Below are 24,872 nucleotides of genomic sequence, written 5' to 3' on the forward strand. Positions count from 1 at the left end.
CATTAATTAGGTAATGGTAACCATGGCGACGCTAATACCAATAAACATAATGCAAAAAATATTAATGCAAACGACTGACTGTAAGCAATATACTTAGCTGGAATAACTAAATCTTCGGGTGAATCTGGTATGCCTTTCTTCCTCAGCAGCCGTGTACCGTATACCCAACCAAACATAGTATAAATACCATAGGCCGCTGGTACAGTGATTGCTAAGGGTGTTAAATCAATCACATACAGCATAACGACAGAGACAAAGAACCATGAGGTGTCCAGTAATGAGCTGATCTTAAATAAAGGCGACTTCGGCAGCTTGCCACCAGTACGCTTAAGCATCTCACCCTCTATCCAAATCAAAACAGCCACCACAGCGCTGAAGGCAAGATATGCGAATTGCGGCGTTAGCCAGTCTGGAAAAGATATTTGCAAAACAAACAACCTATTATATAAGAAGAATTAAGGGCAGGATCTACCTACTGTTGATGGTAAACATCCATACTGTATGTGTAAAAACCACTTAATGTGTAAAAACTACTTGCTGACTAAAATACGTTTGAGTTACGTATGTTGGGTAACTGTCACTGATTTTCAAGCCCACCATGGCACTATCATCAAATCCAGCAGAGCAGAAACTCTAAGCAACAAAAAACCCATGCTATCTGTCGACAACATGGGCAATTATTAATGAAGGTAGCATAGAACTATTTATAACTGAGCTTAATGGCTAAATTAGTTCTTTTCTTTATCAATGATTTTGTTACCACCGATCCAAGGCATCATTGCACGTAGCTTAGCACCTGTTTTCTCAATTTCGTGCTCAGCATTGTTACGACGACGCGCAGTCATTGATGGGTAGTTAGTTGCACCTTCACTGATGAACATCTTCGCGTATTCACCTGATTGAATGCGCTTTAGAGCATTACGCATGGCTTCACGTGATTGCTCGTTGATTACCTCAGTACCAGTCACATACTCGCCATATTCAGCGTTGTTACTGATTGAGTAGTTCATGTCAGCGATACCACCTTCATACATGAGATCTACGATGAGCTTGAGCTCATGTAAGCACTCAAAGTAAGCCATTTCTGGTGCATAACCCGCTTCTGTTAGGGTTTCAAAGCCCATTTTTACTAGCTCAACAGCGCCGCCACATAGTACTGCTTGCTCACCAAATAAGTCTGTTTCGGTTTCGTCTTTGAAGGTCGTTTCGATAATACCTGAACGACCACCACCAACACCCGCAGCGTAAGATAACGCTACTTGCTTCGCTTGACCTGAAGCATCTTGATAGATAGCGATGAGGTCAGGGATACCACCACCTTTGGCGAATTCAGAACGTACGGTATGACCTGGTGCTTTCGGAGCAACCATGATGACATCTAGGTCGCTACGTGGTACTACTTGATTATAGTGAATGGCAAAACCATGAGCAAAAGCAAGCGTTGCACCTTCTTTGATATTTGGCTCAATCACATCGCTATACAGCTCTTTTTGGAACTCATCAGGCGTCAAAATCATGACGATATCAGCTGCTTTTACCGCATCTTCCACTTCAGAGACTTTTAGGCCAGCATTTTCAGCTTTTTTCCATGAGCCTGAGTTAGCACGTAGACCGACAGTAACGTCTACACCAGAGTCTTGTAAGTTTAGCGCATGCGCGTGACCTTGTGAGCCGTAGCCAATAATGGCAACTTTTTTGCCTTGGATGATAGATAAATCACAGTCTTTATCGTAATAAACACTCATAGGTAGAGCCCTTTTCCTTCATCATGGATGAGCCATGGCTTGTAAGCGCTTATGTCACAGCCATTTTATTAAAATGGCTTGTCAGCATAAGCTTCGTTTAAGTTTGAAAATTAAATTTAATAATAGTGTAAGGTCATTACTATGGAGAAACCAGCTATGACATATCTAGCTACACACTCAGAGTCTTCTCACCGCGAGCGATACCAATGACACCTGAACGCACTACTTCTAAAATACGCTCACGACCAATCACATCGATGAAACCATCAAGCTTCGCTGTATCACCAACGATTTGAATGGTATATAGATTGGCAGTGACATCGACAATCTGGGCACGGAAGATATCAGCACTACGCTTAACCTCTTCACGGACGCCACCAGTGGCACGAACCTTAATAAGCATCAGCTCACGCTCAACGTGTACGCTGTCAGACAAATTGAGTACTTTGACCACTTCGATTAGCTTATGCAGCTGCTTGGTAATTTGCTCAATCTTTTCAGGTGACGTAATGGTCGTTAGCGTCAGACGTGAAATGGTTGGATCGTCTGTTGGTGCGACGTTTAGGGTCTCAATGTTATAGCCTCGCTGAGAAAATAAGCCGACTAACCGTGACAACGACCCCGCTTCGTTTTCCATCAATACAGAAATTAGATGTTTTTGTTGTTGCATTAGGTACGCTCCCCCTTGGCTAACCACATATCACGCATTGTTTGTCCAGCGATTTGCATTGGATACACATGCTCATCGGGATCAATGATGACATCAATAAATACCAGCTTATCTTTGATAGCCATTGCTTCAGCTAACTGCTCTTCCATTTTTTCAGGATCAGTGATCTTGATACCCACATGACCATAGCTTTCTGCCAACTTGACAAAATCTGGTAATGATTCCATATAAGAGTGTGCACGGCGGCCTTCATAAAGCATGTCTTGCCACTGGCTTACCATGCCAAGTTGCGCATTATTTAAGTTTAGAATCTTAACAGGCAAACTGTACTGGAAGCAGGTAGAAAGCTCTTGAATATTCATTTGAATCGAGCCCTCACCTGTAATACATACGACATCTCGCTCAGGTCTAACAAGCTTGGCTGCCATTGCATAAGGTAAACCAACACCCATGGTACCAAGGCCACCTGAGTTAAGCCACTGACGCGGCTCATTATACGTGTAGTACAGCGCAGCAAACATTTGATGCTGTCCGACATCACTGGTAATAATCGCATTACTTTCAGTGATCTTACATAAGGTCTGAACAACGTTTTGTGGCTTAATACCATTCTCAGTATTGGTGTCATAGCGTAGACCATGGCGCTTGCGCCATTCATTAATCTGCGCCCACCAATCCAACAACGCGTGTTGATCTAACTCTTTATCATCGCCAACTATCTCTAACATATCAGTAAGGACAGATTTGACGTCACCAACGATAGGAATGTGCGCCGTAACCGTTTTGGAGATCGAAGTTGGATCAATATCAATATGAATGATGGTAGCGTTTGGACAGAATTTTTTGACGTTATTGGTCACGCGGTCATCAAAGCGCGCCCCAACTGCCAAGATAACGTCCGAATGGTGCATAGTCATGTTAGCTTCATAAGTGCCATGCATTCCTAGCATACCTACGAACTGACGATCAGAGCCTGGAAAGGCACCAAGTCCCATCAGAGTATTGGTCACTGGCAAGTTCAACTTATGAGCAAGGCTTGTCAGTTCTTTATGGGCGTTACCCAAAACCACACCGCCGCCCGAATAAATTATTGGGCGCTTAGCAGCCAATAGCGTTTCAATGGCTTTTTTGATCTGACCACCATGACCCTTAACTGATGGCTGATAAGAGCGCATGAATACTTCTTTTGGATATTCGTAAGCGTACTTTTCGTTAGGCGCTGTCATATCCTTAGGTACATCAATCATGACAGGACCTGGACGGCCAGACTGCGCAATGTGAAAGGCTTTTTTTACGATCGTTGGGATTTCACTAGCATGGCGCACCTGAAAACTGTGCTTAACGATAGGACGCGAAACACCAACCATGTCAGTTTCTTGGAAAGCATCTTCACCAATTAAGCTACTAGGCACCTGCCCTGCAATCACAACCATCGGAATTGAATCCATAAAGGCCGTAGCAATAGCAGTTACTGTATTGGTAGCGCCTGGTCCAGAGGTCGCTAATACAACGCCAGTGTTGCCCGTTACTCGTGAGTAAGCATCTGCCATATGACCAGCAGCTTGCTCATGGCGCACTAAGATGTGCTCAATGTCATCCTGCTGGAATAGAGCATCATAAATATGTAATACAGCACCGCCTGGATAACCAAAGATATACTCGACACCTTCATCGGTTAACGACTGGACCAGCATTTCAGCGCCGGATAGCATCACAGGCTCTGCACTACCCTCTGCAATCAGCTGTTGTTTTTTATCGAAATTTTTGGCGGCATTACCCGTCTGGGGATGTCCGGTCATGTTCGGACTCTGCGTGGTTTGCGTCACTGTCATCACCTTTTTTTGCGGCGCGAACAGGCATCAGGTTTATTAAGTTTCAGTGTTTACGACAGAGCGTAACCTTCTACTTATAAAAGCTGTTTACCGGTTGTTGTCCATATCAAGAATATGTGCCCACTAAGCCAAAGTACAGCTGACAAGGCAGCAGAATACTTAAACATAGCAATTTAGATGGTCAGCGTTAGCTTTGATAGGAGTACAGGAGTTTATCGACATACAGTGACAAGATGCGGGTGCATCTGCAAAAAGGAAGTTATTATCTCTCATAAGCGCCGAAGCGCATAATGATGCATATATGACAACAAGCTAAGACTGATATAAAAAAATAGCACTGAGCAAACATCACTCAATGTAGCGTGGATTAACTTAACTCGCCCGCTTTCACTATCTATTTATATTTAAAACATCTTAGAAGTATCACCCAAGCTTAAATGGCACCTGAGCTACCTTATCAGGATAGCGCCTTGTCAGGATAGCGATTGGTAAAAAGCATATTTAGCGTCGCCTTTTACCTATCAACAGGTTTTATGCTTGGTACATCAAAAATAATAAGTTTACCTTAGTCATTGTAGACCGATAAGTCCGGAGACAATAAGCACTACTTCAGACAGCTGCCGTGATGACCGCTATCCTTGCAATGTCATTATCACAAAGAAAATAAAACTACAAAGCTACTGATAAGCAACCAGTAGTGGTTATTTTCAAGTGCTACGGCAATATCATAAAAGCCGCTCACTGACCAATCAACTGCTATTATCTTCGATGGTTTTGACCCTATTGTCAAGAAAAACTTGTGAATCCCATTACTAACTATTGGTTATTAAATAATATGCATTCATAAGCATTTTTTGCTAGAATCACCCTATATTGTATTATCATTGTAAGTTTACATAGCAAGACGTTTATGAAGTGTTAAGAACGCTTGTTCTTTAATCGGTCAAAAGGATTATTAGCATGACTTCTCTATCTATGTTAAATACCGCCACCAAGCTGTTTGTTGGATTTATAGCTGCCTGCATGTTCGCTCTTTCCATGAATGCCAGTCATGCCATTCAGGTTTATAAATCTATTGGCGCCCATGGTGAAGTAAAATACAGCCAACATGCGCCGTTAAATGGCAATAATGTTGAAGTCATCGAGTTTCGTAGTGATGGTCGTCAAACGAGTCCTGGACAAATGGCTGGCAAGACAGATCCTAATCAAGGCAATGCACCAAACGCAGAAGAACAACGAGTGGCGCAGCTAGAGGCGCGTATTAAAGAGCAAGAAGCACAAGCTAATGCTCAGCGCTGTCAGTCGCTACGTAGTAACTTAACCAATCTTAACGTTGGTGGACGCATTTATGAGATGGATGCCAATGGTAAGCGCCAGTATCTAGATAGCCGTGAGATTGAGCTTAAGCGTGAGCGCGTACAACAGGCGATCAACCAGTACTGCACAGGCTCTACGACTTAATAGCTGATTAAACCCTCACTGCCACTGCTAAAATCAGTTGCCGTTAATTAACTCACTTTACGTGGTTATTAATTGCATAACATGACGAATGGCGGCGGGCATATCTTGTGCTTGCAGCCCACGTTGCCCCACTAATAAAGGTAAATGATTACTAATACTGTTATTAGAATCAACATCCTGTTGATTGACCAGTATATCTCCTGCTAATCCATGAATGAGTACCGCTTGCTGTAAGCTGCCCTGTTCAGCACTGAAGTCTTTCTGAGCCAACAAGCCAGCAATCACTCCAGATAGCACATCCCCCATACCAGCAGAGGCCATGCCAGCATTACCGACAGCGCTGACGTAGATTTCATTTTGCGTCAGTACTAATGACCCCGCTCCCTTCAGCACCCAATGACCACCATAGATATCAGCACACTGCTGTATGGCAGACAGCCGATCATTCTCTATGGTACTAATCTTTTGATCTAACAGCCTTGCTGCCTCGCCGCTATGCGGGGTTAAGCAAACTGGATACTCTCTACTGTAGTCTCGCAATTGAGCGACCAACGCATGATCATTTCTTTGCAATGAAGCTAAGTGATATAGTCCATCAGCATCAATGACTATGGACTTTTTTTCTTCTATGGCAGCTTGCAAGTAACTGATAAATAAAGCTTGTGCAGTGTCATCACGGCCAAATCCCATACCAATAGCAATCACATTAACCTCTGTAAGCAGGTTTTTGACACCATCCTGATCGTGCAAGTCAATCGTCATAGCATCAGGCAACGAGGTAAGCAGCGCCCCATGGAAGGCATCATGACAGGCGACCGTTATCTTGCCAGCCCCAGTAGCCATTGCACTGGCAGAGGATAGAATTGCTGCACCGCCCATACCTTGCGATCCATCAATCCGATTGCCTCCAATGATCAACACATGACCATAGCTGCCCTTATAGCTGTTTTGTCGACGCGGAGATAAAGGCTGAGGCTCAGTCAGTAAGGTGGCGACCGGCTTAGTGTGATTATTGATGTCATAAGGTATCAGAGGTATATCAATGACCTCGCCAGCATAGTCCATCCCATCCTTGGTATGCAGACCAAACTTACGTGCTATCAAGCATAATGTCACATCGGCCTGAATGGCAAGATGCCCAAAGACTTGTCCTGTAGACGCCACTAAGCCACTAGGAACATCTACAGCAACGACCAACGCACCAGCTTGCTGAGCAGCATTATTGAATGTTTTGATGGCTTGCTCGTAGATTCCAGTCGGTGCGCGTTTTAATCCTATCCCAAATATGGCGTCTATATAAAAATCTGCTTGTAACGCTTGCTGACAATCATCGCTCTCAGAGTAAGGGCTGTCTTCAAAACGCTGGTAAACGCTATTGGCAGCTAATGCGATATACTGTGCTTTGACTGAATCAGGTACTGAGGTATCTGTATCGTCTTTAGATGTTTTATTATGATTAATATCGTCGATACCAACGGTTATGATTTGCACCCGCCAACCAGCCTGCTGTAGGTAATGAGCGATCAACCAGCCATCACCGCCATTATTACCATGACCTACCCATACACAGGCTCGTGGCTGTCGATTTGAGTCTCGATACCTATTACCTGTACCTGTCGCCCAATTTTTTTGCTTGCATGATAGTGGCCAATGATGATTGAGCTTTATAATATGCTGCGTCATTTGCCATGCCGCTTGTTGCATGAGTGCAAAGCTACTATACCCTTGCGCAAACCAGTCTTGCTCTATAGCATATACTTGCTGGCTGCTATATAAAGCGATGGGCTGTGATGCACGATTAGCGTCTGCAAAGAGTGACATTTGTGTTAGCATAATTATTCCTTTTTTATCGCTTTAATTTATATATATGCTCTTAGTCATCTAGCTTATCATAATGATATTCATCTCATATTCTTTCTTGAGAGCTCACCGCTTAAATTTAGTTTCTTGAACATAACTGCCCTCTCTTCACAATATTAGTAAAAACCTTTATGAATAAAAAAACTCAAGTGCCTAATAAATCGAGCGATATTCATCCAGATAGTTTTCGGGATAATATTCATGACAGCTCTCAGGATGACGCTCACGACAATATCTCTGTCGTTAATATTCATAATCCAACTTTTACCACGGCAGAAGACGTTAAGCACTGGATTAAGGCACAAGCAAAATTACTGGGGTTTGCAGATTGCGGCTTTCTATCCGTACATCATCCTTTATTCCAACAGCAAATCGAACCGTTACAGCGCTGGCTAGACAAAGGCTATGAAGGCCAATTGCAGTTTATGCATAACAACCACGAACTCAGAGCACATCCAGAGCAGTTGGTTGCAGGTGCTAAAACCATTATCAGCGTCCGTATGGACTATCTAACCCAAACGCCCAAACCACGATCCGTCACAGACAATGACCTACCCAACAATGCCATTATCGCTCGCTACGCTCGGGGACGTGACTATCATAAAACCATGCGGGGTCGCTTGAAGCAGTTGGCCTTAAAAATCGAGGAAATGCTTCCTGAGTGGCAACAGTTAAATATAGGCGCGAAGACGGACTTTGTCTTTCGGCCATTTAGTGACTCTGCACCCATTTTTGAGCGTCCAATAGCAGATGCAGTGGGACTTGGCTGGACCGGTAAGCACACTCTATTACTCAACAAACAAGCTGGCTCGTTTTTTGTCTTAGGTGAGCTGTTTACCAGTCTAGAATTACCTGACGATGAGCCTGTCGCTGCTCACTGCGGTAGTTGTAGCGCTTGTATTGATATTTGCCCTACTCAAGCCATTGTTGCACCTTACGAGCTCAATGCCGCTGCCTGCATCTCTTATTTGACCATAGAACATAAAGGATCTATTGACACAAAATATCGCCGCGCCATAGGTAATCGTGTTTTTGGCTGTGATGATTGTCAGCTCATCTGCCCATGGAATCGCTATGCTAGAATAACTTCAGTAGAGGATTTCGCGCCCAGACATAAGCTTGATGATATCAGCCTACTTGAGCTATGGCAGTGGAAAGAGTCTGACTTTCTGAACAACACCCAAGGTAGCCCTCTCAGGCGCACAGGTTATGTGAGTTTTTTACGCAATATTGCGATTGGTCTTGGCAACGCGAATGCCAGTTTTGAAGTTATTGCTCAATTACAATCAAAGCTAGGCTTACATAGTGCCATGCTTGACGAACACATTAACTGGGCTTTAGCTGAGCAACGCGAGAAACTAAAAACTGCCAACCTATAGTTTTATTTTTACAAAAGTTTTAAGTCTTCATAGTAAATCAGCCAATAAAAAACGCCTCTTATCTAAGAAGCGTTTTGATTAAGATGTATTCTTATGCGTATAAAGCAGTATTTTATAAATTAATCCAACTCATATTATGGCTTTGGAATACGCAATACTTGGCCAGGATAAATCTTATCTGGATCAGATAGCATCGGCTTATTGGCTTCAAATATCTTCATATAATCATTCGCTGAACCATAAACTTCTTGGGCAATCTTTGACAGACTATCACCAGATTTCACAGTATACATGGTAGATTCAGGTGCATCTTCTTCAATATCGATATTATCAATAACTTTTGCTACGTGCTGGACGTTACCGATAGCAATAATGGCTTTTTCGCGATCCGCTTGTGTCTTAGCATTACCACTAATCTCCGCGGTATCAGTAGAACCATTATATTTAACTTTTAAGTTTTTGATATTGAGGTTTTGCTGTTGAATGCGACGCAGTAAGACATTGGCCACTGACTGTGCTGACGGCTCGCTGTCTTTCACCTGTGTATCAGCGGACGCCTTAGTTTCTGATTTTGCGTCATGTTTAGCATCATCACGGTTAAAAACCTTATCACCAATATCTTTTGCAAAACTAAATATACCCATATAACCACTCCTTAAAGTATTATTATTTATCGATTTTCATTGTTGTTGACTGTAATAGGGATAACTTTTATTTATCGCTATTCATTACGAGTATAACAAAGCTAGGACGTTTGCATAGTAGAGGGTATGTTGAATAATGTTAAATTTACATAATATATGTTAATAGCTTGGGTCACAGAGTATAGAAACTGGCTAACCAATATTCGTTGTACTAAAATATTCATTATACTAAACAGGTAGACTGCATAGTTGAGATCATGGCTATACAACCCATAAAAAAAACCGCCTATCTCCAAAGATAAGCGGTTTAATAAAATCTGCTATAACTGATTCACTATTTTATTACTACTAAATATGCTGTAGTTATTTTATTGCGAAAAAGCTATATGACAACAGCCAATTATAACTGGGCTTGTACGTAGTCAATTGCTTTTTGAACAGTAGTCAATTCTGCTGAATCTTCATCAGGAATAGTGATACCAAAATCACTTTCAAATGACATAACCAGCTCTACCAAATCTAGTGAGTCTGCACCTAAGTCTTCCATAAAAGAAGCATCATTGTTGACGTCTTCGACGTTCATGCCCAATTGCTCTGCTACAGCAGACTTTACTCTTAGCTCAGTATCATTACTCATAAAGATTACTCCCTTTTTATATATTAATTTTAAAGTTGCTATTTTAGCTATATTATCAGCTGATGACGTGATATAGAATGCGGTTTATTATGTCAGCAGTTTGACTCTAACACACTATAACCAGTGTTGCATTTCATTTGATGTCTAATAGAGCCCTAATACAATACAGGCTGACGACATAAAAGCATTCATTATTATAACAGTATTTATTAGAGTTTACACTCGTTCACACAGTTTTTTATTAACCAAATGTAAAGCTGTCTTTTATAGCCATACGTTTTATATGCGTATGGTGCTACATGTACATACCACCATTTACGGGTATCACTGCCCCTGTAATATAACTGGCTTCATCACTTGCCAAAAACAGTACGGCTGCAGCGATATCTTCTGGTTGTCCCAAACGTCCGATAGGGACAGCATCAAGCATCGAATTGAGCAGACGCTCGTCTAGCTCATCTGTCATATCGGTCTCGATTAGACCAGGAGCGACACAGTTGATAGTGACTTGGCGTGAGCCTATCTCGCGCGCGAGCGTACGACTAAAGCCTTCGACACCAGCCTTGGTAGCCGCATAGTTAGACTGCCCAGCATTACCCATTTGCGCAACGACTGAACTGATATTGATAATGCGACCACGGCGCGCTTTCATCATCCCGCGTACCGCCCGCTTACTCATCCGATAGACTGAAGTTAAGTTGGTATCGACCACACTGTCCCAGTCCTCGTCTTTCATACGCATCAGCAGCCCATCTTGCGTGATACCAGCGTTGTTTACCAATACTTGTACCGCACCATAGACGCTTTCAATCTCTTCAAACAGCTTATCAATTTGCGCGCCATCGCGAACGTCTAATACCCGTCCAATACCGCCAGCATCATGCAAATATTCATCAATAAGCGCAGCGCCTTTTTCTGTGGTCGCCGTACCAATCACAAAATGCCCTTCTTTGGCAAAGCGTTTGGCCACTGCCTTGCCAATACCGCGACTTGCGCCAGATACTAAAACAATCGTTCGGCTCATGATAACACCTCCATCAGTTTGTCCATTCGGGCAGGTTTGTCTACAGGATAGCTGGTAATTGGCTGCGCTTGACGCTTGGCCAGATTACTTAATACGTTACCACTGCCACATTCAATTAAAATATTTATTTGCTTATCCGCCAACTCTTGCATGGTTTTTGACCATAGTACGGGTTCACTCAGCTGCTCAGTTAGAGCCTGTTTGATGCCTTGAGTACTGGTCTCAACACGCGCATGGCGATTTTGAATAACAGGAATAGCTGCCTGATCAAACTGGATTTCTGCTAATGCATCAGCCAATGCTTGGCTAGCAGGCTCCATCAACGCACAATGAGAAGGTACGCTAACTTTTAGAGGAATGGCTTTTTTGCCCGTATTTTGTACTTTATCAATGACAGCATCAACACCGACCGCATTGCCAGATATCACTACTTGACCTGGGCTATTAAAATTCGCGGCACCAACAATAGCATCATCAACATGCTCAGTCGCCTGCTCACATAGGGTCTCAACTCGGCTGTCTTCTAGTCCCAATACCGCCGCCATAGCAGTATCAATACCCACAACAGCCTCTTGCATCAATTGCCCACGCTTATGTACCAATCGCACAGCATCAGCAAAAGAGATGACGCCAGCAGCACAAAGCGCACTATATTCACCCAAAGAATGTCCCGCTAGGTAGTGAGGCGCTTTATCCAGCTTTTGTTGTAGAATACGCCATATCGCAATACTGGCTGTCAATAGTGCTGGCTGAGTATACTGTGTTTGGTTCAGTCGCTCTTCATCCTGACAGATTGCCCAAAGGTCTTCGCCCAAAGCCTCACTAGCCTCAGCAAACGTATCACGAATCTCTGGATAAAGCTCAGCAAGCTCAGAGGTCATGCCGACCACTTGCGATCCTTGCCCAGGAAAAATCACTGCAATACGAGGTAGCTGCGCGGTGGTTGTATCGGGTGCAGATGCCATAGCCAATATTCCTTAAATAATTGGAAATACCCTAAAGTTAATTAGGTGTTGTTGCATAATATTATTTTAATAAGCCATCAATCATAGCTGATTACTGTCAAACTATACACTGCTGCATGAAGTTTTTACAGCCAATATCATCATGATGGCACAACTAATGTGGAGAATCATTACAGCTATAGTATAGCCATTTAAGCGCTAAATTAAAGCTTATAGCATAAATATTAAAATCTTTTCTCAGATACATAAATAGCGTGCAAAGGTAAATTGCAAATAACAAAAAGCCAAGTTATCTGGCTACCGTTAAGTAGCAAAACAACTTGGCTCTTGTTAGCTTAATATTTATTGCCTATTGATGATAATGCATAAGTGCTGATAGATAGCTGGGCGATTGCTTCCTAGCTCTATCACACCTTTACACTAGTCAGTCAATAGCTTAAGCGTCTTGACTAACTTTGAACAACTGACGACCACGATAAAAACCATCTTTAGTCATATGATGACGACGATGCTTTTCACCAGTGGTGGCATCTACGCTTAGCTCAGCCACAGTCATATGGTGGTGTGAACGGCGCATGTCACGACGCGAACGGCTTTTACGACTTTTTTGAACAGCCATGATATAGCTCCTATACTTAAAGGGATAAGCTTAAAATTCAGCTTTAATCGATACTGACAGAGGCTATATAATCACCACAACCTAAGTCCTACGCATCATTAAATAGTTTGCCAAATGCATTAATAAATGACTAACCAAGGCAGAAATTTATGGATAATTTGCTCAGTCAGCTTTTATCTGCAAGCAGCTTGTTGCCAGAATGCAATAAACCGGACATTATACGCATGTTTGATGAATTAATAAAGCCCTGCCTGTCACTCTTGTGTACAAAGCCAATAAAAAAACATGACTACGTGATACGCTAATACACACTTAAAATTATAACTTACCTTTTAATGCTGCTAATGCCGCAAAAGGGTTTTCGCTTTCTGCTTCTTCAGGTATCTCACCAAACTGAGTAGTAGCCATCTCGCAATCATCATGCTTTGGTGCCATTGGCACTTTTAGCAGAATTTCATCCTCAACTAACTTTTTTAGAGGTAGTAGACGCTCGGGTGTCTGCTCAGTAATGATCTCATCTAATAACAAATGATCTTGCTCATCGTCAATCAAGCGTATTTGGCTATCATCATTGAGTAAGGCAATATCATAATCATCAGTCAGCTCAATCAACACTGGTTGCAAGCAGCGCTGACAGGTCAGCCAAACCTCTCCTACTAATTTAAAAGACAAGTGCAGGACACTATTGTGACGATATAAATGCGTACTTAACTGCAGACTTTGCTGCTCACGCTCTGTACTTAGTAGTGTCATTAAGCGCTCAAAGCTCACAGGAACAACCTCACCCTGCCACTCAAATCCGCTATCAGCCCACTTATCTAAGGAGATGCTTTCAGGCATGTTCACTGAATTAGAAGAGACAGTATCAGCAGCGTGATCAGATGATACTATGTTTTCTGTATTGTTTGACATGCGATACCTCATTGATCAAAACGGTGTATAATATTGCCTGCCATACTAACGGAAAGCTTGATATGACGCTAGCGCTAGTATGTTACGATTGTTGATGTTTCATACTTACTTGCAAAACACTTCTTTATAATGACATCCTTGCTCAATGAGTTCACTCACTTTATGACCTCTAAATTTTCCAGTCCTGATTTTTCTACGTTGTTGACTCCAGATAGTGCCTTAGCCTTGCTGACTCAGCTGACTGAATTACAAAGCCATAGCCTTACTGACTCGCCTAAAGCTGATAAAGCCCTAAATACTACTGCTTCCACCAACACTCAATCAAAACTTTGCTTAAAACAAGCACAGCAGCAATGGCAGAAAATTCATAGCCATTATGAGCAGAGAGCCATAAGTGCTACAACAGGCAGCGACAAAGCGCAATACGATTACGAACACGCCATTACCGATTGGCTAATCTCACTCTTTAATGCTCTGTTCTTTGAGCAAAATGTTCGGCTAGTACGCGGCAAACATGATCCAGAGTACTTTCCTGCACAGGACGACAAACCTGCACGTATTGAGTTCGCTCATGGATTTTTTTCTAGCGCTTTGCATGAATTAAGTCACTGGTGTATCGCCGGTATGAAACGCAGACAGCTGCCTGATTTCGGCTATTGGTACGCGCCAGATGGTCGTACAGCGACCCAGCAGCAGGCCTTTGAGCAAATGGAGATTAGACCGCAAGCGCTAGAGTGTTTGTTCACGCTTGCGTGTAGGAGACCCTTCCAAGTCTCACAAGATAACCTGTTTGCCGACTTTGACACTTCCTCGAGCACCTTTGGTGCTGACGTTTACGAGCAGGCTTCTTACTATATCAACGTACCACAAACCTTACCTCGTGACGCTAAGACCTTGCTACGAGCATTATTGACCATTCATAATGATCTAAGCTAAATCTACTGCTTAGCTTTTATGACTCTTCTCGAGACTCTCTTTTAGCCAATAACGCTTGTTTAAAATTTTCGTACCTTTATTAACGGCACTTCTCTATATCTCACGTGTTTTTTACCGCTATACTGTATAAGTAATTGAGGGCAACTAAACGTCAAAAACTAGAAGCATTCTTCACTTGAAAGCTTTTTTCTCATTTTATAAAGGTACTGACAACAACTATTTTTCAGCGATAAAAAATTCAAATAAACGTTTAATTTATAAATTTTAAAACCTAACTAAACACTGATCAATAACGCTCAGTTATACTGAAAACATAATACTAATTAAAATGAAAAAATATTAAACAAGGAGCTATTATGCAAACATTCTACATTCACCCAGACAACCCTCAGCATCGTCTCATTGAGCAAGCAGCAGACTTGCTGCGCAATGATAAGCTACTGATCTACCCTACAGATACTAGCTATGCTTTTGGTTGCCGTCTAGGCGCAAAGGACGCACTTGAGAAGCTCAAGCTCATACGCGAGCTTGATGATAAACATCAATTTACCCTACTCTGCCGTGATTTGAGCGAGATTGCGACTTATGCAACCGTTGACAACGTACAGTTCAAACAATTAAAAGCGCATACTCCAGCACCCATCACTTTTATTTTAAACGCCACTAAAGATGTACCCAAAAAACTTGCTCATGCTAAGAAAAAAACCATTGGCATTCGCGTTCCAAGCAACCCAATTGCTCAAGCACTATTAGAAGCGATGGATGAGCCTATCTTGACCAGTTCGCTCATACTTCCAATGCATGACGATATCTTAGATGATCCATTTGAAATAGAAGATTTGCTCAGTAATCAGATAGACGGCCTCATCAATGCGGGTATTAAAACCACTAAGCTAACTACTATCGTCGATATGACCAGTGGTCATCCTGAAGTCATTCGACAAGGTGCTGCTGATGTCGAGTCATTACTGCTATAACAATCTACTAATCAGATAATAACTATTAGTACGTACTTCTATTAGTAAACACCTTAAATCCAAGCATTTAAAACGCAAAAAAAGCTCCAATTAATTGGAGCTTTTTTAGTATATACAGTTAGCGTTGTAAAACTAGTCACGATCAACCAATTCTACATAAGCCATTGGTGCATTATCACCGTCACGAAAACCACATTTTACAATGCGTAAGTAGCCACCTGGACGCGTCTGGTAACGAGGACCTAACGTGCCAAATAGTTTGCCTACCATTGCTTTGCTACGCATGCGGCTAAATGCCAAACGGCGGTTAGCAACGCTGTCTTCTTTAGCCAAAGTGATCAATGGCTCAGCAACGCGGCGTAACTCTTTAGCTTTTGGTAATGTTGTTTTGATCAGTTCATGCTCAAATAATGAGTTAGTCATGTTCTGGAACATTGCCTTACGATGACTGCCGGTACGACCCAGCTTGACTCCACTCTTACGATGGCGCATAGTCAAATATCCTTAAAGTTTAACGGCTACGATAAGAGAAACGATCATCAACACGTAAGTCAGCGGGTGGCCAGTTATCTAGGCGCATACCGAGCTCTAAATCTTTAGACGCTAGTACGTCCTTGATTTCCGTCAATGATTTCTTACCAAGATTTGGGGTTTTTAGTAGTTCAGTCTCTGAACGTTGTACCAAATCACCGATATAGTAAATGTTTTCAGCTTTTAAACAGTTGGCTGAGCGAACCGTTAGTTCAAGATCATCCACAGGGCGTAATAGCACTGGGTCAACCTCTTCTTTTTCTTTCACAGGCTCAGGCGCTTCTTCAGCTTCTAGGTCAACAAAGATAGAAATCTGCTGTTGTAAAATAGTCGCTGCTTTACGAATTGCTTCTTCCGGATCAATAGTGCCATTGGTTTCAAGCTCAATGATAAGACGGTCAAGATCGGTACGCTGTTCTACACGTGCGTTCTCAACATCATAAGCAACACGAAGTACTGGGCTAAAGCTTGCATCAAGCTTCAAACGGCCAATCGCTTTGGTGTCGCCATCTTCACGGCGCTGATTTGCTGGCTCGTATCCACGACCCATGACCACACGCAGACGCATTTTTAGATGCCCACGTTCGCTTAATGTACCCAATACCAATTCTGGATTGATAATGTCCACATTATGCGGCAACGTGATGTCTGCGGCAGTGATGGTGCCTGGACCTTGTTTATCCAAGGTCAAAAATACTTCATTTTGGTCATGAAGCGTAATGGCCAAGCCTTTTAAATTCAAAAGTAGGTCAAGTACGTCTTCTTGCATGCCTTCAAGCGTTGAGTATTCATGGTCAACACCATCAATCTCAGCTTCAATGACTGCAGCGCCAGGTAATGAAGATAACAAGATGCGACGCAAGGCATTCCCTAAGGTATGCCCAAAGCCGCGTTCTAACGGTTCGAGCGTGACTTTCGCAATCGTTTCATTAACCGTATCCACGTTAATGGCATTTGGCGTTAGAAACTCAGTTGCATTTAGCATCATGTTGTCACCTCGAATTATTTAACTGGTTTAATTAACATTACATATATGATGTTATCTGTATAACATCAATCATAACGTCATTATTTAGAGTACAGCTCAACGATCAAGCTTTCGTTGATTTCAGCAGGTAGATCAATACGATCAGGCGCTTGTTTAAATGTGCCTTGTAGTTTGCTGTGATCAACATCTAGCCATTCTGGAATGCCACGTTGTGACGCCAGTTCAATAGCGTTTTTAATACGCAATTGTTCGCGAGATTTCTCTTGGATAGCAATAACATCACCATCTTGCAGCTGAATTGAAGGAATGTTCACACGAACAAACTCATCACGGCCGGCTTTTTTTACCATAACAGCACGATGGCTGACTAGCTGACGTGCTTCAGCGCGAGTTGAGCCAAAGCCCATGCGATAGACAACGTTATCTAGACGGCTTTCTAGCATGGCTAGTAGGTTTTCACCAGTAGCACCACGCTTGCGAGCAGCTTCTTTATAGTAGTTAGCAAACTGACGCTCAAGTACACCATAAATACGCTTAACTTTCTGCTTTTCACGCAACTGTAAAGAGTATTCTGAGCTCTTGTTACGGCTCACACCGTGTTGACCTGGTGGACGTCCAGCTTTTTTCGTTTTTACGTCGTATGGTTTAACACCAGACTTAAGGCCTAAGTCTGTACCTTCGCGACGTGATAATTTGAGTTTTGGTCCAATATAGCGGGCCATCTTTATGTCTCCTATAAGCTTCTGGGATAAAAAGCTTCGTCTTTAATATTAGACGCGGCGCTTTTTCGGCGCACGGCAACCATTGTGTGGGATTGGGGTTACATCAGAGATACTGTTAACTTTATAACCCAATGCACCTAGTGCTCTTACCGCAGACTCACGACCCGGTCCTGGTCCTTTAACCAAAACGTCGATATTCTTAACACCATATTCTTGAGCCGCTTTACCAGCGACTTCAGCTGCAACCTGAGCTGCGAATGGTGTAGATTTACGTGAACCACGGAAGCCTTGTCCACCTGAAGTGGCCCAAGCCAATGCATTACCTTGACGATCGGTAATCGTAACAATGGTGTTATTAAAAGACGCATGGATATGGGCTACGCCCTCCGATACTGAACGACGAGTCACTTTCTTGCGACTACGAGTGTCTTTAGCCATCTTTTAGCTTCCTAAGTTAATTATCTTTTAAGTGCTTTACGTGGACCCTTGCGAGTACGCGCATTGTTTTTCGTGTGTTGGCCACGAACAGGTAAATTGCGACGATGGCGGATACCACGGTAACAACCTAAATCGACCAAACGCTTAATGTTCATTGAAACTTCACGACGAAGGTCACCTTCAGTCATAAAATTAGCAACTTGTGCACGGATAGCATCTAACTGTGTATCATCTAACTGACTGATTTTGGTAGTAGGGGCGATGCCAACTGCTTCTAAGATTTTCTCAGCAGTGGTACGGCCTACACCAAAGATGTAAGTTAGTGAAATAACAGCATGCTTATTATCCGGAATGTTAACACCGGCAATACGAGCCATTGATTTCTCTCCATTAAAAAAAATAAGCGTTATTTGTTATAAATAATGCGTTATTTTTCAGATTCATTGCTGTCGATACTAGTATATTTATTGCTATTATTATCACATCGACTTGGCGAACAAGTTAGGCAATAAGGCTAAACTATAAAATATATCAGTATAAACTACGGCAAGTGGCGGATGATATCGCATCCGCCGTTTTTTTTCAAGTATTATTTAAACATATAGCTTAGGCGCAAGGCCATCCTCTATTTATTTATTAACCTTGACGTTGCTTGTGGCGGGGTTCAGCTGTGCAAATAACATGTACACGGCCTTTACGGCGTACAATTTTGCAGCTACCACAAATCTTCTTAACTGATGCTTGAACTTTCATAGCATGCTCCTTGAGATATCACACCGCTCATTTAAGGTTGAGTGGGCGACTGAATTAATGTCTGATCATGATATTGGTGGGTCATCAAATGCGCCTGAATCTGCGAAATGAAGTCCATTACCACAACCACCATAATCAGTAACGACGTACCACCGAGATTAAACGGCACACCAAATGCTGATTGTATGACCATGGGCATTAAACAAATAACCGTCATGTATATCGCGCCAATAAAGGTTAATCGATTTAATACATGATCAAGGTAACGCTGAGTTTGTTGTCCGGGGCGAATACCTGGGATATACGCACCACTACGTTTAAGGTTTTCAGCAACTTCACGAGGACTAAAGACTAATGCAGTATAAAAATAGCAGAAGAAAATAATCATTGCACCAAACAGGACTAAATATAGCGGCTGTCCTGGAGACAACACCAAAGCCATATTTTGTAATATCTTTTGCGTGAAGGTTGGATCTGTCGAATGACCGACCCACTGTCCCAAACTTGCTGGAAAGAGCAACAACGAGCTGGCAAAAATAGCTGGGATAACCCCTGCCATGTTAATTTTCAGCGGCAAGTGTGACTGCTGCTGAGCATATATTTTGCGACCCTGTTGCTGCTTTTGCGCATAGTTTACAGGTACACGGCGCTGAGCACGTTCAATATAAACAATACCCGCAGTAACCGCGACACCTAATACCACAAAGATAAATAACACAATCAGGTTCATCTGACCCTGACTGACCTGCTCGATAGACTGCGAAATCATGCCTGGCATACCGGCGACAATACTGGCAAAAATCAGCATTGAAATACCATTACCAACACCGCGTTCTGTAATCTGCTCACCAAGCCACATTAAGAACATTGCACCCGCTACTAGCGAGGTAACTGCTGGAATATAAAAGGTAAGACCGGTTGACAACGTCAGGTTTTGACTGATTAGACCTGCACTCATTCCTAATGACTGTACCAAAGCTAAAGCAAGTGTCCCTTGACGGGTATATTTGTTTAGCTTACGTCGTCCTGCTTCGCCCTCTTTTTTGAGTGCTTCAAGCGACGGTAGTACTGCTGACATCATCTGCACAATAATTGACGCTGAAATATAAGGCATAATGCCAAGCGCCATAATTGACATACGTTCAAGCGCACCACCTGAGAACATGTTAAACATGCTTAAGATGGTATTTTCGTTACGCGAGAATAAGTCTGCCAAATTAACCGGATTAATACCGGGAACAGGAATGTGTGACCCTAAACGATAAACAATCAATGCGCCGATTAAAAACAGTAAACGCGACCATAATTCATCATACTTACGTATAAATGCAAAAGGGTTAAGCGGAATACCAGCCGATGACATTGATTGCTTTGACACGTTACTACTCCTCGATGCTACCACCAGCAGCTTCGATTGCTTGCTTGGCACCTTTAGTCACTTTAACACCTTTAAAGGTATAAGCTTTGGTGACATCGCCTGATAAAATAACACGAGCACGTTTCATATCGTGACGAATAATGTTAGCAGCTTTAAGCGTTTCAACACTAACCACGTCGCCTTCAACTTTATTTAGCTCAGACAGACGAACTTCTGCAGTCGTCATTGCCATTCTGCTGGTAAAGCCAAATTTTGGTAGACGGCGATATAGTGGCATTTGGCCACCTTCAAATCCTGAGCGTACGCTAGAACCTGAACGTGATTTCTGACCTTTTACACCACGACCACCAGTTTTGCCAAGACCTGAACCGATACCACGACCACGACGTTTAGCGGTTTTTTTCGCGCCAACGCCTGGTGATAATTCATTTAATCTAAGTCCCATTACGCTTCCTCCACTTTTACCATGTAGTTGACGCGATTTACCATACCACGGTTTGAAGGAGTATCCTCTACTTCAACAGTATGATTAATTCGGCGCAAACCCAATCCTTTCAAGCTCGCTTTGTGGCTCTTAAGGCGATGGGCACCGGATTTTACTTGAGTGACTTTCATTTTTTTCATCGTAACTCACCTAGTCTAAGTTAGCCCAAAATTTCGTCTACAGATTTACCACGTTTAGCTGCCATCTTTTCTGGAGTTGACATATCACGTAAACCGTTAAACGTTGCACGTACAACGTTTGCAGTGTTGGTAGAACCATGAGATTTCGTTAAAACATCTTTAACACCCGCAACTTCTAATACAGCACGCATTGCGCCACCAGCGATTACGCCAGTACCTTCAGATGCAGGCTGCATGTAAACTTTACTAGCACCATGACGTGCTTTGATCGGGTGAAATAAAGTTGCACCATCAAGCTCAACAGTAATCATATTACGTTTAGCAGCTTCTAGCGCTTTTTGGATAGCAGCTGGCACTTCACGTGCTTTACCGCGACCAAAACCAACACGACCATTACCGTCGCCCACTACTGTTAAAGCAGTGAAAGAGAAAATACGACCACCCTTGACTACTTTTGCAACACGGTCAACGGTAACTAGGCGTTCTACTAAACCATCGCTTTGTTCATTTTTATCATTTCTATCGTTTCTAGCCATGATTAAAACTCCAATCCATTTTCGCGAGCAGCTTCAGCTAAAGCTTTTACTCGACCATGATATTTAAAACCACTACGGTCAAAGGCAACTTTAGTAATGCCAGCTGCTTTTGCGCGTTCTGCGATCATTTGGCCTACAGACGTCGCTGCATCAGCGTTGCCAGTCGCGCCTGAGCGCAAGCTGCCGTCTAAGGTAGATGCCTGAGCAATCACTTCACCACCGTTCGGAGAGATAATCTGGGCATATATGTGCTTTGGCGTGCGATTAACCGTAAGGCGATGAACACCCAAATGACGGATATGCGCGCGGGTTTTCTTAGCTCGACGCAGACGAGCTGCTTTTTTATCAAACATTTCAACTCACCTTATTTTTTCTTAGCTTCTTTACGAATCACATGTTCGTCGCTATAGCGAATACCTTTACCTTTGTAAGGCTCTGGTGGGCGGAAACCACGGATTTTAGCCGCTGCTTGACCAAGCTGCTGCTTATCGTTTGATTTTAGAACGATTTCAGTTTGCGTTGGGGTTTCAGCAGTCACACCTTCAGGTAGCGTATAGTCTACTGGGTGAGAGTAACCAACGTTTAAGGTTACTTTATTACCAGCAACTTGCGCGCGATAACCAACACCGATCAACTGAAGACGTCTTTCGAAGCCTTCGTTTACGCCAATTACTAAATTATTTAGTAAAGAGCGCATGGTGCCAGTGTGCATCATGGCTTCTTTTGAATCGGCTACAGGTGAGAGAAGAATTGCATCATCTTCCTGTTTTAGCTCGACCAATTCATGCAGGCGTAAAGACAAATTGCCGTTCTTGCCTTTCACTTCGACCTGCCGATCGTTCAAAGTAACACTTACGCCATTTGGCAGCGCTACTGGGGCTTTAGCCACACGAGACATAGGAATATTCCTTAAAAAATTAACAACTTATATTGGCGAAAAAACTAACAGGCTAAAAAGCCTGCTAGTTTAGCATAATTGACCCTATTTAACACTAGCAAATTTATACAATCTGCAGGGCGTTTCATTATCTTTCAAATTAAGTATGACTCGTTGTTAAATAATTAAAGTCATACTAATTTAAAATGGGACAAGTAGACTGTTATCGTCTCATTACTCGTAAGCAAAAAATGCTATTAAGCAACGAATGCGACGATTTCACCACCGATACCAGCAGCGCGTGCAGCACGATCACTCATGATGCCTTGACTGGTAGATACGATAGCAACACCCATACCTTGCTTAACAGTAGGGATAGCGTCTTTACCGCGATGCTGGCGTAAACCAGGACGGCTAAAACGTTGGATAGTTTCGATGACAGGTTTGCCTTCGAAGTATTTTAATTCGATAGATAGTGTCGCTTTATTGTTGTCTTCTGCTTTAACAACAGCGCTAGCCACATAACCTTCGCTAACTAATAGATCAGCGATTGATTTGCGTAGTTTTGAACTTGGCATATCTACTGATACTTTATTCGCCATTTGCGCATTGCGAATGCGGGTTAGCATATCCGCAACGGTATCTTGCATACTCATGTAGTTACTCCTTACCAGCTTGCTTTACGAACACCAGGTACATCACCTTGCATGACTCGCTCACGCAATATATTGCGCGATAAGCCAAACTTACGGTAGTAACCATGAGGGCGACCAGTGACAGCACAGCGATTGCGCAGACGAACTGGCGATGCGTTGCGTGGAAGAGCTTGTAGCTCTAACATCGCTTCCATACGCTCTTCGTCACTTGCATTCATATCACTGATGATTTCTTTTAACTTAATACGCTTTTCAGCATATTTAGCAACCATTTTTTCGCGCTTCAATTCGCGATTAATCATGCTCTTCTTTGCCATAACGTCTTTACCTTATTTAAATGGGAAGCCGAAAGCTTTAAGCAACGCACGACCTTCATCATCAGTATTAGCTGACGTAGTGATCGTCACATCCATACCGCGGATACGATCAATCTTATCAAAATCTACTTCTGGGAATACGATTTGCTCTTTGATGCCCAATGAGTAGTTACCACGTCCGTCAAAGGCTTTTGGTGAAAAACCACGGAAGTCACGAATACGAGGAATCGCAATGGCAATGAGACGATCTAAAAATTCGTACATTTGCTCACCGCGCAGCGTTACTTTACAGCCAATTGGCCATTCTTCACGAATTTTAAAACCAGCAACTGATTTACGTGCTTTGGTGACAACAGGCTTTTGACCAGCAATTGCGGTCATGTCTGCTACTGCACCTTCAAGAATTTTCTTATCTTGAGACGCACCGCCAACACCCATGTTGATTGTGATTTTAGTGACTTTAGGCACTTGCATCACGTTGTCTAAACCAAGCTCTTCTTTGATTTGCTGCTTTAGCTTATCGTTATATAAAGATTTAATCTTGCCATTACCATTACACCCTTAGTGTCTTTCGCAGTCGCCACTACTTCACCAGTTGAACGATAGACGCGTTGTTTAACGCCTTCATCATTCGTCTGATAAGTAATACGGTCTGCTTTTTGGGTTTGCGCATTTAAGATTGCGACATTTGAAATATGCAGAAAAGCTTCTTGCTTAACGATGCCACCTTCAACGCCAGTCGCCTGATTTGGCTTCTGATGTTTAGTGACAATATTAATACCTTCTACTTTAATACGATCGTTTTTTACGGCTTGTACAGTACCTTGCTTGCCTTTATCTTTACCAGCAATCACGATAACTGTATCGCCTTTACGTAATTTTGACATGGATTACCTCACAATACTTCTGGTGCTAGTGATACAATTTTCATAAACTGATCACCACGTAGTTCACGAGTTACCGGTCCAAAAATACGAGTTGCAATCGGTGCTTTGTTTTGGTTTAACAATACCGCAGCATTGTCATCAAAACGCAGAACAGAACCATCGGGACGACGAACGCCTTTTTTGGTGCGTACAACTACAGCATTCATCACGTCGCCTTTTTTGACACGACCACGCGGAATGGCTTCTTTAACCGTTACTTTAATAATGTCGCCAACTGATGCATAACGACGATGAGAACCACCCAGTACTTTAATGCACTGAACTCGCCTTGCACCGCTATTGTCTGCAACTTCCAGCATTGACTCAACCTGAATCATAGCGTTACTCCACACGTATGAGCAATAATAAACCAGTTGCTGCCGCTAGCACAGTATGAGTAGTCGGCATTTTAATATAAATAACCGCAACCTACTCTTAATGTAGTTGATATACGCTCGGCGCAAT

At 42.7% G+C, this 24,872-nt stretch carries 32 protein-coding genes; 4 read left to right on the plus strand and 28 right to left on the minus strand.

What is annotated here, in order from left to right; all coding sequences use genetic code 11:
- Positions 1-2: 2 nt before the first annotated feature.
- From JMX03_RS11125 to JMX03_RS11140, 4 genes are all read right to left on the minus strand, one after another.
- Positions 3-428 (minus strand): hypothetical protein, encoded by a 426-nt coding sequence (locus JMX03_RS11125; protein ID WP_201574054.1) that lies wholly within the window; start codon positions 426-428, stop codon positions 3-5.
- A gap of 300 nt (positions 429-728) precedes the next feature.
- Positions 729-1,745 (minus strand): ketol-acid reductoisomerase, encoded by a 1,017-nt coding sequence (gene ilvC, locus JMX03_RS11130; RefSeq protein ID WP_201596792.1) that lies wholly within the window; start codon positions 1,743-1,745, stop codon positions 729-731.
- Between the two features lie 169 nt (positions 1,746-1,914).
- Positions 1,915-2,415, minus strand: a complete 501-nt coding sequence (ilvN, locus tag JMX03_RS11135) for an acetolactate synthase small subunit (protein ID WP_201574052.1) — start codon at positions 2,413-2,415, stop codon at positions 1,915-1,917.
- Positions 2,415-4,127, minus strand: coding sequence for an acetolactate synthase 3 large subunit (locus tag JMX03_RS11140; RefSeq protein ID WP_201577067.1), 1,713 nt, complete (start codon positions 4,125-4,127; stop codon positions 2,415-2,417). Before JMX03_RS11140 ends, ilvN begins: the two co-directional genes overlap by 1 nt.
- 1,080 nt (positions 4,128-5,207) lie before the next feature.
- Here JMX03_RS11140 and JMX03_RS11145 point away from each other — a divergent pair.
- Positions 5,208-5,708: a DUF4124 domain-containing protein gene (locus JMX03_RS11145; protein WP_201596793.1), complete on the plus strand. Its 501-nt coding sequence runs from the start codon at positions 5,208-5,210 to the stop codon at positions 5,706-5,708.
- 57 nt (positions 5,709-5,765) lie between these two features.
- Here JMX03_RS11145 and JMX03_RS11150 read toward each other — a convergent pair whose 3' ends face one another.
- On the minus strand, positions 5,766-7,541 hold the full coding sequence (locus JMX03_RS11150) for an NAD(P)H-hydrate dehydratase (RefSeq protein ID WP_201596794.1): 1,776 nt from the start codon (positions 7,539-7,541) through the stop codon (positions 5,766-5,768).
- A 158-nt stretch (positions 7,542-7,699) separates the two neighbouring features.
- On the opposite strand from JMX03_RS11150, the gene queG reads away from it, so the two are divergent.
- Positions 7,700-8,947 (plus strand): tRNA epoxyqueuosine(34) reductase QueG, encoded by a 1,248-nt coding sequence (gene queG / locus JMX03_RS11155; protein WP_201596796.1) that lies wholly within the window; start codon positions 7,700-7,702, stop codon positions 8,945-8,947.
- 134 nt (positions 8,948-9,081) lie between these two features.
- On the opposite strand, the gene lysM is transcribed toward queG, so the two are convergent.
- The 6 genes from lysM to JMX03_RS11185 all read right to left on the minus strand — a co-directional run bounded on the left by lysM (position 9,082) and on the right by JMX03_RS11185 (position 13,748).
- Positions 9,082-9,591 (minus strand): peptidoglycan-binding protein LysM, encoded by a 510-nt coding sequence (gene lysM / locus JMX03_RS11160; protein ID WP_201574048.1) that lies wholly within the window; start codon positions 9,589-9,591, stop codon positions 9,082-9,084.
- 400 nt (positions 9,592-9,991) lie between these two features.
- Positions 9,992-10,228 carry an acyl carrier protein gene (gene acpP, locus JMX03_RS11165; protein ID WP_195206327.1) on the minus strand — a complete coding sequence of 79 codons (237 nt, stop codon included), beginning with the start codon at positions 10,226-10,228 and terminating at the stop codon, positions 9,992-9,994.
- 295 nt (positions 10,229-10,523) lie between these two features.
- Positions 10,524-11,252, minus strand: a complete 729-nt coding sequence (gene fabG / locus JMX03_RS11170) for a 3-oxoacyl-ACP reductase FabG (RefSeq protein WP_201574047.1) — start codon at positions 11,250-11,252, stop codon at positions 10,524-10,526.
- Complete coding sequence (gene fabD, locus JMX03_RS11175; protein WP_201596798.1) at positions 11,249-12,217, minus strand: ACP S-malonyltransferase; 969 nt, start codon at positions 12,215-12,217, stop codon at positions 11,249-11,251. The genes fabG and fabD overlap by 4 nt, the downstream gene beginning before the upstream one ends.
- Positions 12,218-12,653: 436 nt before the next feature.
- Positions 12,654-12,836, minus strand: coding sequence for a 50S ribosomal protein L32 (gene rpmF, locus JMX03_RS11180; RefSeq protein WP_199507791.1), 183 nt, complete (start codon positions 12,834-12,836; stop codon positions 12,654-12,656).
- 318 nt (positions 12,837-13,154) lie between these two features.
- A complete protein-coding gene (locus JMX03_RS11185) occupies positions 13,155-13,748 on the minus strand; it encodes a YceD family protein (protein ID WP_201596800.1) in 594 nt (197 codons plus the stop codon).
- A gap of 162 nt (positions 13,749-13,910) precedes the next feature.
- Between JMX03_RS11185 and JMX03_RS11190 the strand changes: the two genes are divergently transcribed.
- Both JMX03_RS11190 and JMX03_RS11195 read left to right on the plus strand, forming a co-directional pair.
- Positions 13,911-14,684, plus strand: a complete 774-nt coding sequence (locus tag JMX03_RS11190; RefSeq protein WP_201596801.1) for an elongation factor P hydroxylase — start codon at positions 13,911-13,913, stop codon at positions 14,682-14,684.
- A 356-nt stretch (positions 14,685-15,040) separates the two neighbouring features.
- Positions 15,041-15,661 (plus strand): L-threonylcarbamoyladenylate synthase, encoded by a 621-nt coding sequence (locus JMX03_RS11195; protein ID WP_201596802.1) that lies wholly within the window; start codon positions 15,041-15,043, stop codon positions 15,659-15,661.
- A 132-nt stretch (positions 15,662-15,793) separates the two neighbouring features.
- Here the strand turns inward: JMX03_RS11195 and rplQ are convergent, their stop codons facing one another.
- The 17 genes from rplQ to rplN all read right to left on the minus strand — a co-directional run bounded on the left by rplQ (position 15,794) and on the right by rplN (position 24,745).
- The gene (gene rplQ, locus JMX03_RS11200) at positions 15,794-16,153 is read right to left on the minus strand and encodes a 50S ribosomal protein L17 (RefSeq protein ID WP_201574042.1); all 360 of its coding nucleotides are present in this window, start codon (positions 16,151-16,153) and stop codon (positions 15,794-15,796) included.
- 19 nt (positions 16,154-16,172) lie between these two features.
- Positions 16,173-17,180, minus strand: a complete 1,008-nt coding sequence (locus tag JMX03_RS11205; protein ID WP_201574041.1) for a DNA-directed RNA polymerase subunit alpha — start codon at positions 17,178-17,180, stop codon at positions 16,173-16,175.
- 80 nt (positions 17,181-17,260) lie between these two features.
- The gene (gene rpsD, locus JMX03_RS11210) at positions 17,261-17,902 is read right to left on the minus strand and encodes a 30S ribosomal protein S4 (protein ID WP_201574040.1); all 642 of its coding nucleotides are present in this window, start codon (positions 17,900-17,902) and stop codon (positions 17,261-17,263) included.
- Between the two features lie 48 nt (positions 17,903-17,950).
- Positions 17,951-18,340 carry a 30S ribosomal protein S11 gene (rpsK, locus tag JMX03_RS11215; protein ID WP_058368279.1) on the minus strand — a complete coding sequence of 130 codons (390 nt, stop codon included), beginning with the start codon at positions 18,338-18,340 and terminating at the stop codon, positions 17,951-17,953.
- A gap of 20 nt (positions 18,341-18,360) precedes the next feature.
- On the minus strand, positions 18,361-18,717 hold the full coding sequence (rpsM, locus tag JMX03_RS11220; RefSeq protein WP_201574039.1) for a 30S ribosomal protein S13: 357 nt from the start codon (positions 18,715-18,717) through the stop codon (positions 18,361-18,363).
- 259 nt (positions 18,718-18,976) lie between these two features.
- A complete protein-coding gene (rpmJ, locus tag JMX03_RS11225; RefSeq protein ID WP_025644371.1) occupies positions 18,977-19,093 on the minus strand; it encodes a 50S ribosomal protein L36 in 117 nt (38 codons plus the stop codon).
- A 31-nt stretch (positions 19,094-19,124) separates the two neighbouring features.
- Positions 19,125-20,456, minus strand: coding sequence for a preprotein translocase subunit SecY (gene secY, locus JMX03_RS11230; RefSeq protein WP_201577064.1), 1,332 nt, complete (start codon positions 20,454-20,456; stop codon positions 19,125-19,127).
- A gap of 19 nt (positions 20,457-20,475) precedes the next feature.
- Positions 20,476-20,916 (minus strand): 50S ribosomal protein L15, encoded by a 441-nt coding sequence (gene rplO / locus JMX03_RS11235; protein ID WP_201574038.1) that lies wholly within the window; start codon positions 20,914-20,916, stop codon positions 20,476-20,478.
- Positions 20,916-21,095 carry a 50S ribosomal protein L30 gene (rpmD, locus tag JMX03_RS11240; protein ID WP_201574037.1) on the minus strand — a complete coding sequence of 60 codons (180 nt, stop codon included), beginning with the start codon at positions 21,093-21,095 and terminating at the stop codon, positions 20,916-20,918. The genes rplO and rpmD overlap by 1 nt, the downstream gene beginning before the upstream one ends.
- Before the next feature lie 20 nt (positions 21,096-21,115).
- Positions 21,116-21,631 (minus strand): 30S ribosomal protein S5, encoded by a 516-nt coding sequence (rpsE, locus tag JMX03_RS11245; protein WP_201574036.1) that lies wholly within the window; start codon positions 21,629-21,631, stop codon positions 21,116-21,118.
- Between the two features lie 2 nt (positions 21,632-21,633).
- Positions 21,634-21,984, minus strand: coding sequence for a 50S ribosomal protein L18 (gene rplR / locus JMX03_RS11250; protein ID WP_201574035.1), 351 nt, complete (start codon positions 21,982-21,984; stop codon positions 21,634-21,636).
- Positions 21,985-21,995: 11 nt separating this feature from the next.
- Positions 21,996-22,529, minus strand: coding sequence for a 50S ribosomal protein L6 (rplF, locus tag JMX03_RS11255; protein WP_201574034.1), 534 nt, complete (start codon positions 22,527-22,529; stop codon positions 21,996-21,998).
- Between the two features lie 236 nt (positions 22,530-22,765).
- Positions 22,766-23,164 carry a 30S ribosomal protein S8 gene (rpsH, locus tag JMX03_RS11260; RefSeq protein WP_201574033.1) on the minus strand — a complete coding sequence of 133 codons (399 nt, stop codon included), beginning with the start codon at positions 23,162-23,164 and terminating at the stop codon, positions 22,766-22,768.
- Between the two features lie 11 nt (positions 23,165-23,175).
- Positions 23,176-23,481 (minus strand): 30S ribosomal protein S14, encoded by a 306-nt coding sequence (rpsN, locus tag JMX03_RS11265; RefSeq protein WP_201574032.1) that lies wholly within the window; start codon positions 23,479-23,481, stop codon positions 23,176-23,178.
- 12 nt (positions 23,482-23,493) lie between these two features.
- A complete protein-coding gene (gene rplE, locus JMX03_RS11270; protein ID WP_201598079.1) occupies positions 23,494-24,021 on the minus strand; it encodes a 50S ribosomal protein L5 in 528 nt (175 codons plus the stop codon).
- On the minus strand, positions 23,994-24,368 hold the full coding sequence (gene rplX, locus JMX03_RS11275; RefSeq protein ID WP_201596803.1) for a 50S ribosomal protein L24: 375 nt from the start codon (positions 24,366-24,368) through the stop codon (positions 23,994-23,996). Before rplX ends, rplE begins: the two co-directional genes overlap by 28 nt.
- A gap of 8 nt (positions 24,369-24,376) precedes the next feature.
- Positions 24,377-24,745: a 50S ribosomal protein L14 gene (gene rplN, locus JMX03_RS11280; RefSeq protein WP_010196702.1), complete on the minus strand. Its 369-nt coding sequence runs from the start codon at positions 24,743-24,745 to the stop codon at positions 24,377-24,379.
- Positions 24,746-24,872: the final 127 nt, after the last annotated feature.

Origin of the sequence: Psychrobacter fulvigenes (assembly GCF_904846155.1) — a bacterium.
In the GTDB taxonomy this organism is placed as follows: domain Bacteria; phylum Pseudomonadota; class Gammaproteobacteria; order Pseudomonadales; family Moraxellaceae; genus Psychrobacter; species Psychrobacter fulvigenes.

Bases quoted from the DNA above. Each gene is read 5' to 3' on its own strand.
- ilvC (WP_201596792.1), bottom strand. From the start codon at position 1,745: ATGAGTGTTTATTACGATAAAGACTGTGATTTATCTATCATCCAAGGC.
- ilvN (WP_201574052.1), bottom strand. From the start codon at position 2,415: ATGCAACAACAAAAACATCTAATTTCTGTATTGATGGAAAACGAAGCG.
- JMX03_RS11140 (WP_201577067.1), bottom strand. From the start codon at position 4,127: ATGCTATCCGGCGCTGAAATGCTGGTCCAGTCGTTAACCGATGAAGGT.
- JMX03_RS11145 (WP_201596793.1), top strand. From the start codon at position 5,208: ATGACTTCTCTATCTATGTTAAATACCGCCACCAAGCTGTTTGTTGGA.
- JMX03_RS11150 (WP_201596794.1), bottom strand. From the start codon at position 7,541: ATGCTAACACAAATGTCACTCTTTGCAGACGCTAATCGTGCATCACAG.
- queG (WP_201596796.1), top strand. From the start codon at position 7,700: ATGAATAAAAAAACTCAAGTGCCTAATAAATCGAGCGATATTCATCCA.
- lysM (WP_201574048.1), bottom strand. From the start codon at position 9,591: ATGGGTATATTTAGTTTTGCAAAAGATATTGGTGATAAGGTTTTTAAC.
- acpP (WP_195206327.1), bottom strand. From the start codon at position 10,228: ATGAGTAATGATACTGAGCTAAGAGTAAAGTCTGCTGTAGCAGAGCAA.
- fabG (WP_201574047.1), bottom strand. From the start codon at position 11,252: ATGAGCCGAACGATTGTTTTAGTATCTGGCGCAAGTCGCGGTATTGGC.
- fabD (WP_201596798.1), bottom strand. From the start codon at position 12,217: ATGGCATCTGCACCCGATACAACCACCGCGCAGCTACCTCGTATTGCA.
- rpmF (WP_199507791.1), bottom strand. From the start codon at position 12,836: ATGGCTGTTCAAAAAAGTCGTAAAAGCCGTTCGCGTCGTGACATGCGC.
- JMX03_RS11185 (WP_201596800.1), bottom strand. From the start codon at position 13,748: ATGTCAAACAATACAGAAAACATAGTATCATCTGATCACGCTGCTGAT.
- JMX03_RS11190 (WP_201596801.1), top strand. From the start codon at position 13,911: ATGACCTCTAAATTTTCCAGTCCTGATTTTTCTACGTTGTTGACTCCA.
- JMX03_RS11195 (WP_201596802.1), top strand. From the start codon at position 15,041: ATGCAAACATTCTACATTCACCCAGACAACCCTCAGCATCGTCTCATT.
- rplQ (WP_201574042.1), bottom strand. From the start codon at position 16,153: ATGCGCCATCGTAAGAGTGGAGTCAAGCTGGGTCGTACCGGCAGTCAT.
- JMX03_RS11205 (WP_201574041.1), bottom strand. From the start codon at position 17,180: ATGATGCTAAATGCAACTGAGTTTCTAACGCCAAATGCCATTAACGTG.
- rpsD (WP_201574040.1), bottom strand. From the start codon at position 17,902: ATGGCCCGCTATATTGGACCAAAACTCAAATTATCACGTCGCGAAGGT.
- rpsK (WP_058368279.1), bottom strand. From the start codon at position 18,340: ATGGCTAAAGACACTCGTAGTCGCAAGAAAGTGACTCGTCGTTCAGTA.
- rpsM (WP_201574039.1), bottom strand. From the start codon at position 18,717: ATGGCTCGTATTGCCGGTGTTAACATTCCGGATAATAAGCATGCTGTT.
- rpmJ (WP_025644371.1), bottom strand. From the start codon at position 19,093: ATGAAAGTTCAAGCATCAGTTAAGAAGATTTGTGGTAGCTGCAAAATT.
- secY (WP_201577064.1), bottom strand. From the start codon at position 20,456: ATGTCATCGGCTGGTATTCCGCTTAACCCTTTTGCATTTATACGTAAG.
- rplO (WP_201574038.1), bottom strand. From the start codon at position 20,916: ATGGGACTTAGATTAAATGAATTATCACCAGGCGTTGGCGCGAAAAAA.
- rpmD (WP_201574037.1), bottom strand. From the start codon at position 21,095: ATGAAAAAAATGAAAGTCACTCAAGTAAAATCCGGTGCCCATCGCCTT.
- rpsE (WP_201574036.1), bottom strand. From the start codon at position 21,631: ATGGCTAGAAACGATAGAAATGATAAAAATGAACAAAGCGATGGTTTA.
- rplR (WP_201574035.1), bottom strand. From the start codon at position 21,984: ATGTTTGATAAAAAAGCAGCTCGTCTGCGTCGAGCTAAGAAAACCCGC.
- rplF (WP_201574034.1), bottom strand. From the start codon at position 22,529: ATGTCTCGTGTGGCTAAAGCCCCAGTAGCGCTGCCAAATGGCGTAAGT.
- rpsH (WP_201574033.1), bottom strand. From the start codon at position 23,164: ATGAGTATGCAAGATACCGTTGCGGATATGCTAACCCGCATTCGCAAT.
- rpsN (WP_201574032.1), bottom strand. From the start codon at position 23,481: ATGGCAAAGAAGAGCATGATTAATCGCGAATTGAAGCGCGAAAAAATG.
- rplX (WP_201596803.1), bottom strand. From the start codon at position 24,368: ATGTCAAAATTACGTAAAGGCGATACAGTTATCGTGATTGCTGGTAAA.
- rplN (WP_010196702.1), bottom strand. From the start codon at position 24,745: ATGATTCAGGTTGAGTCAATGCTGGAAGTTGCAGACAATAGCGGTGCA.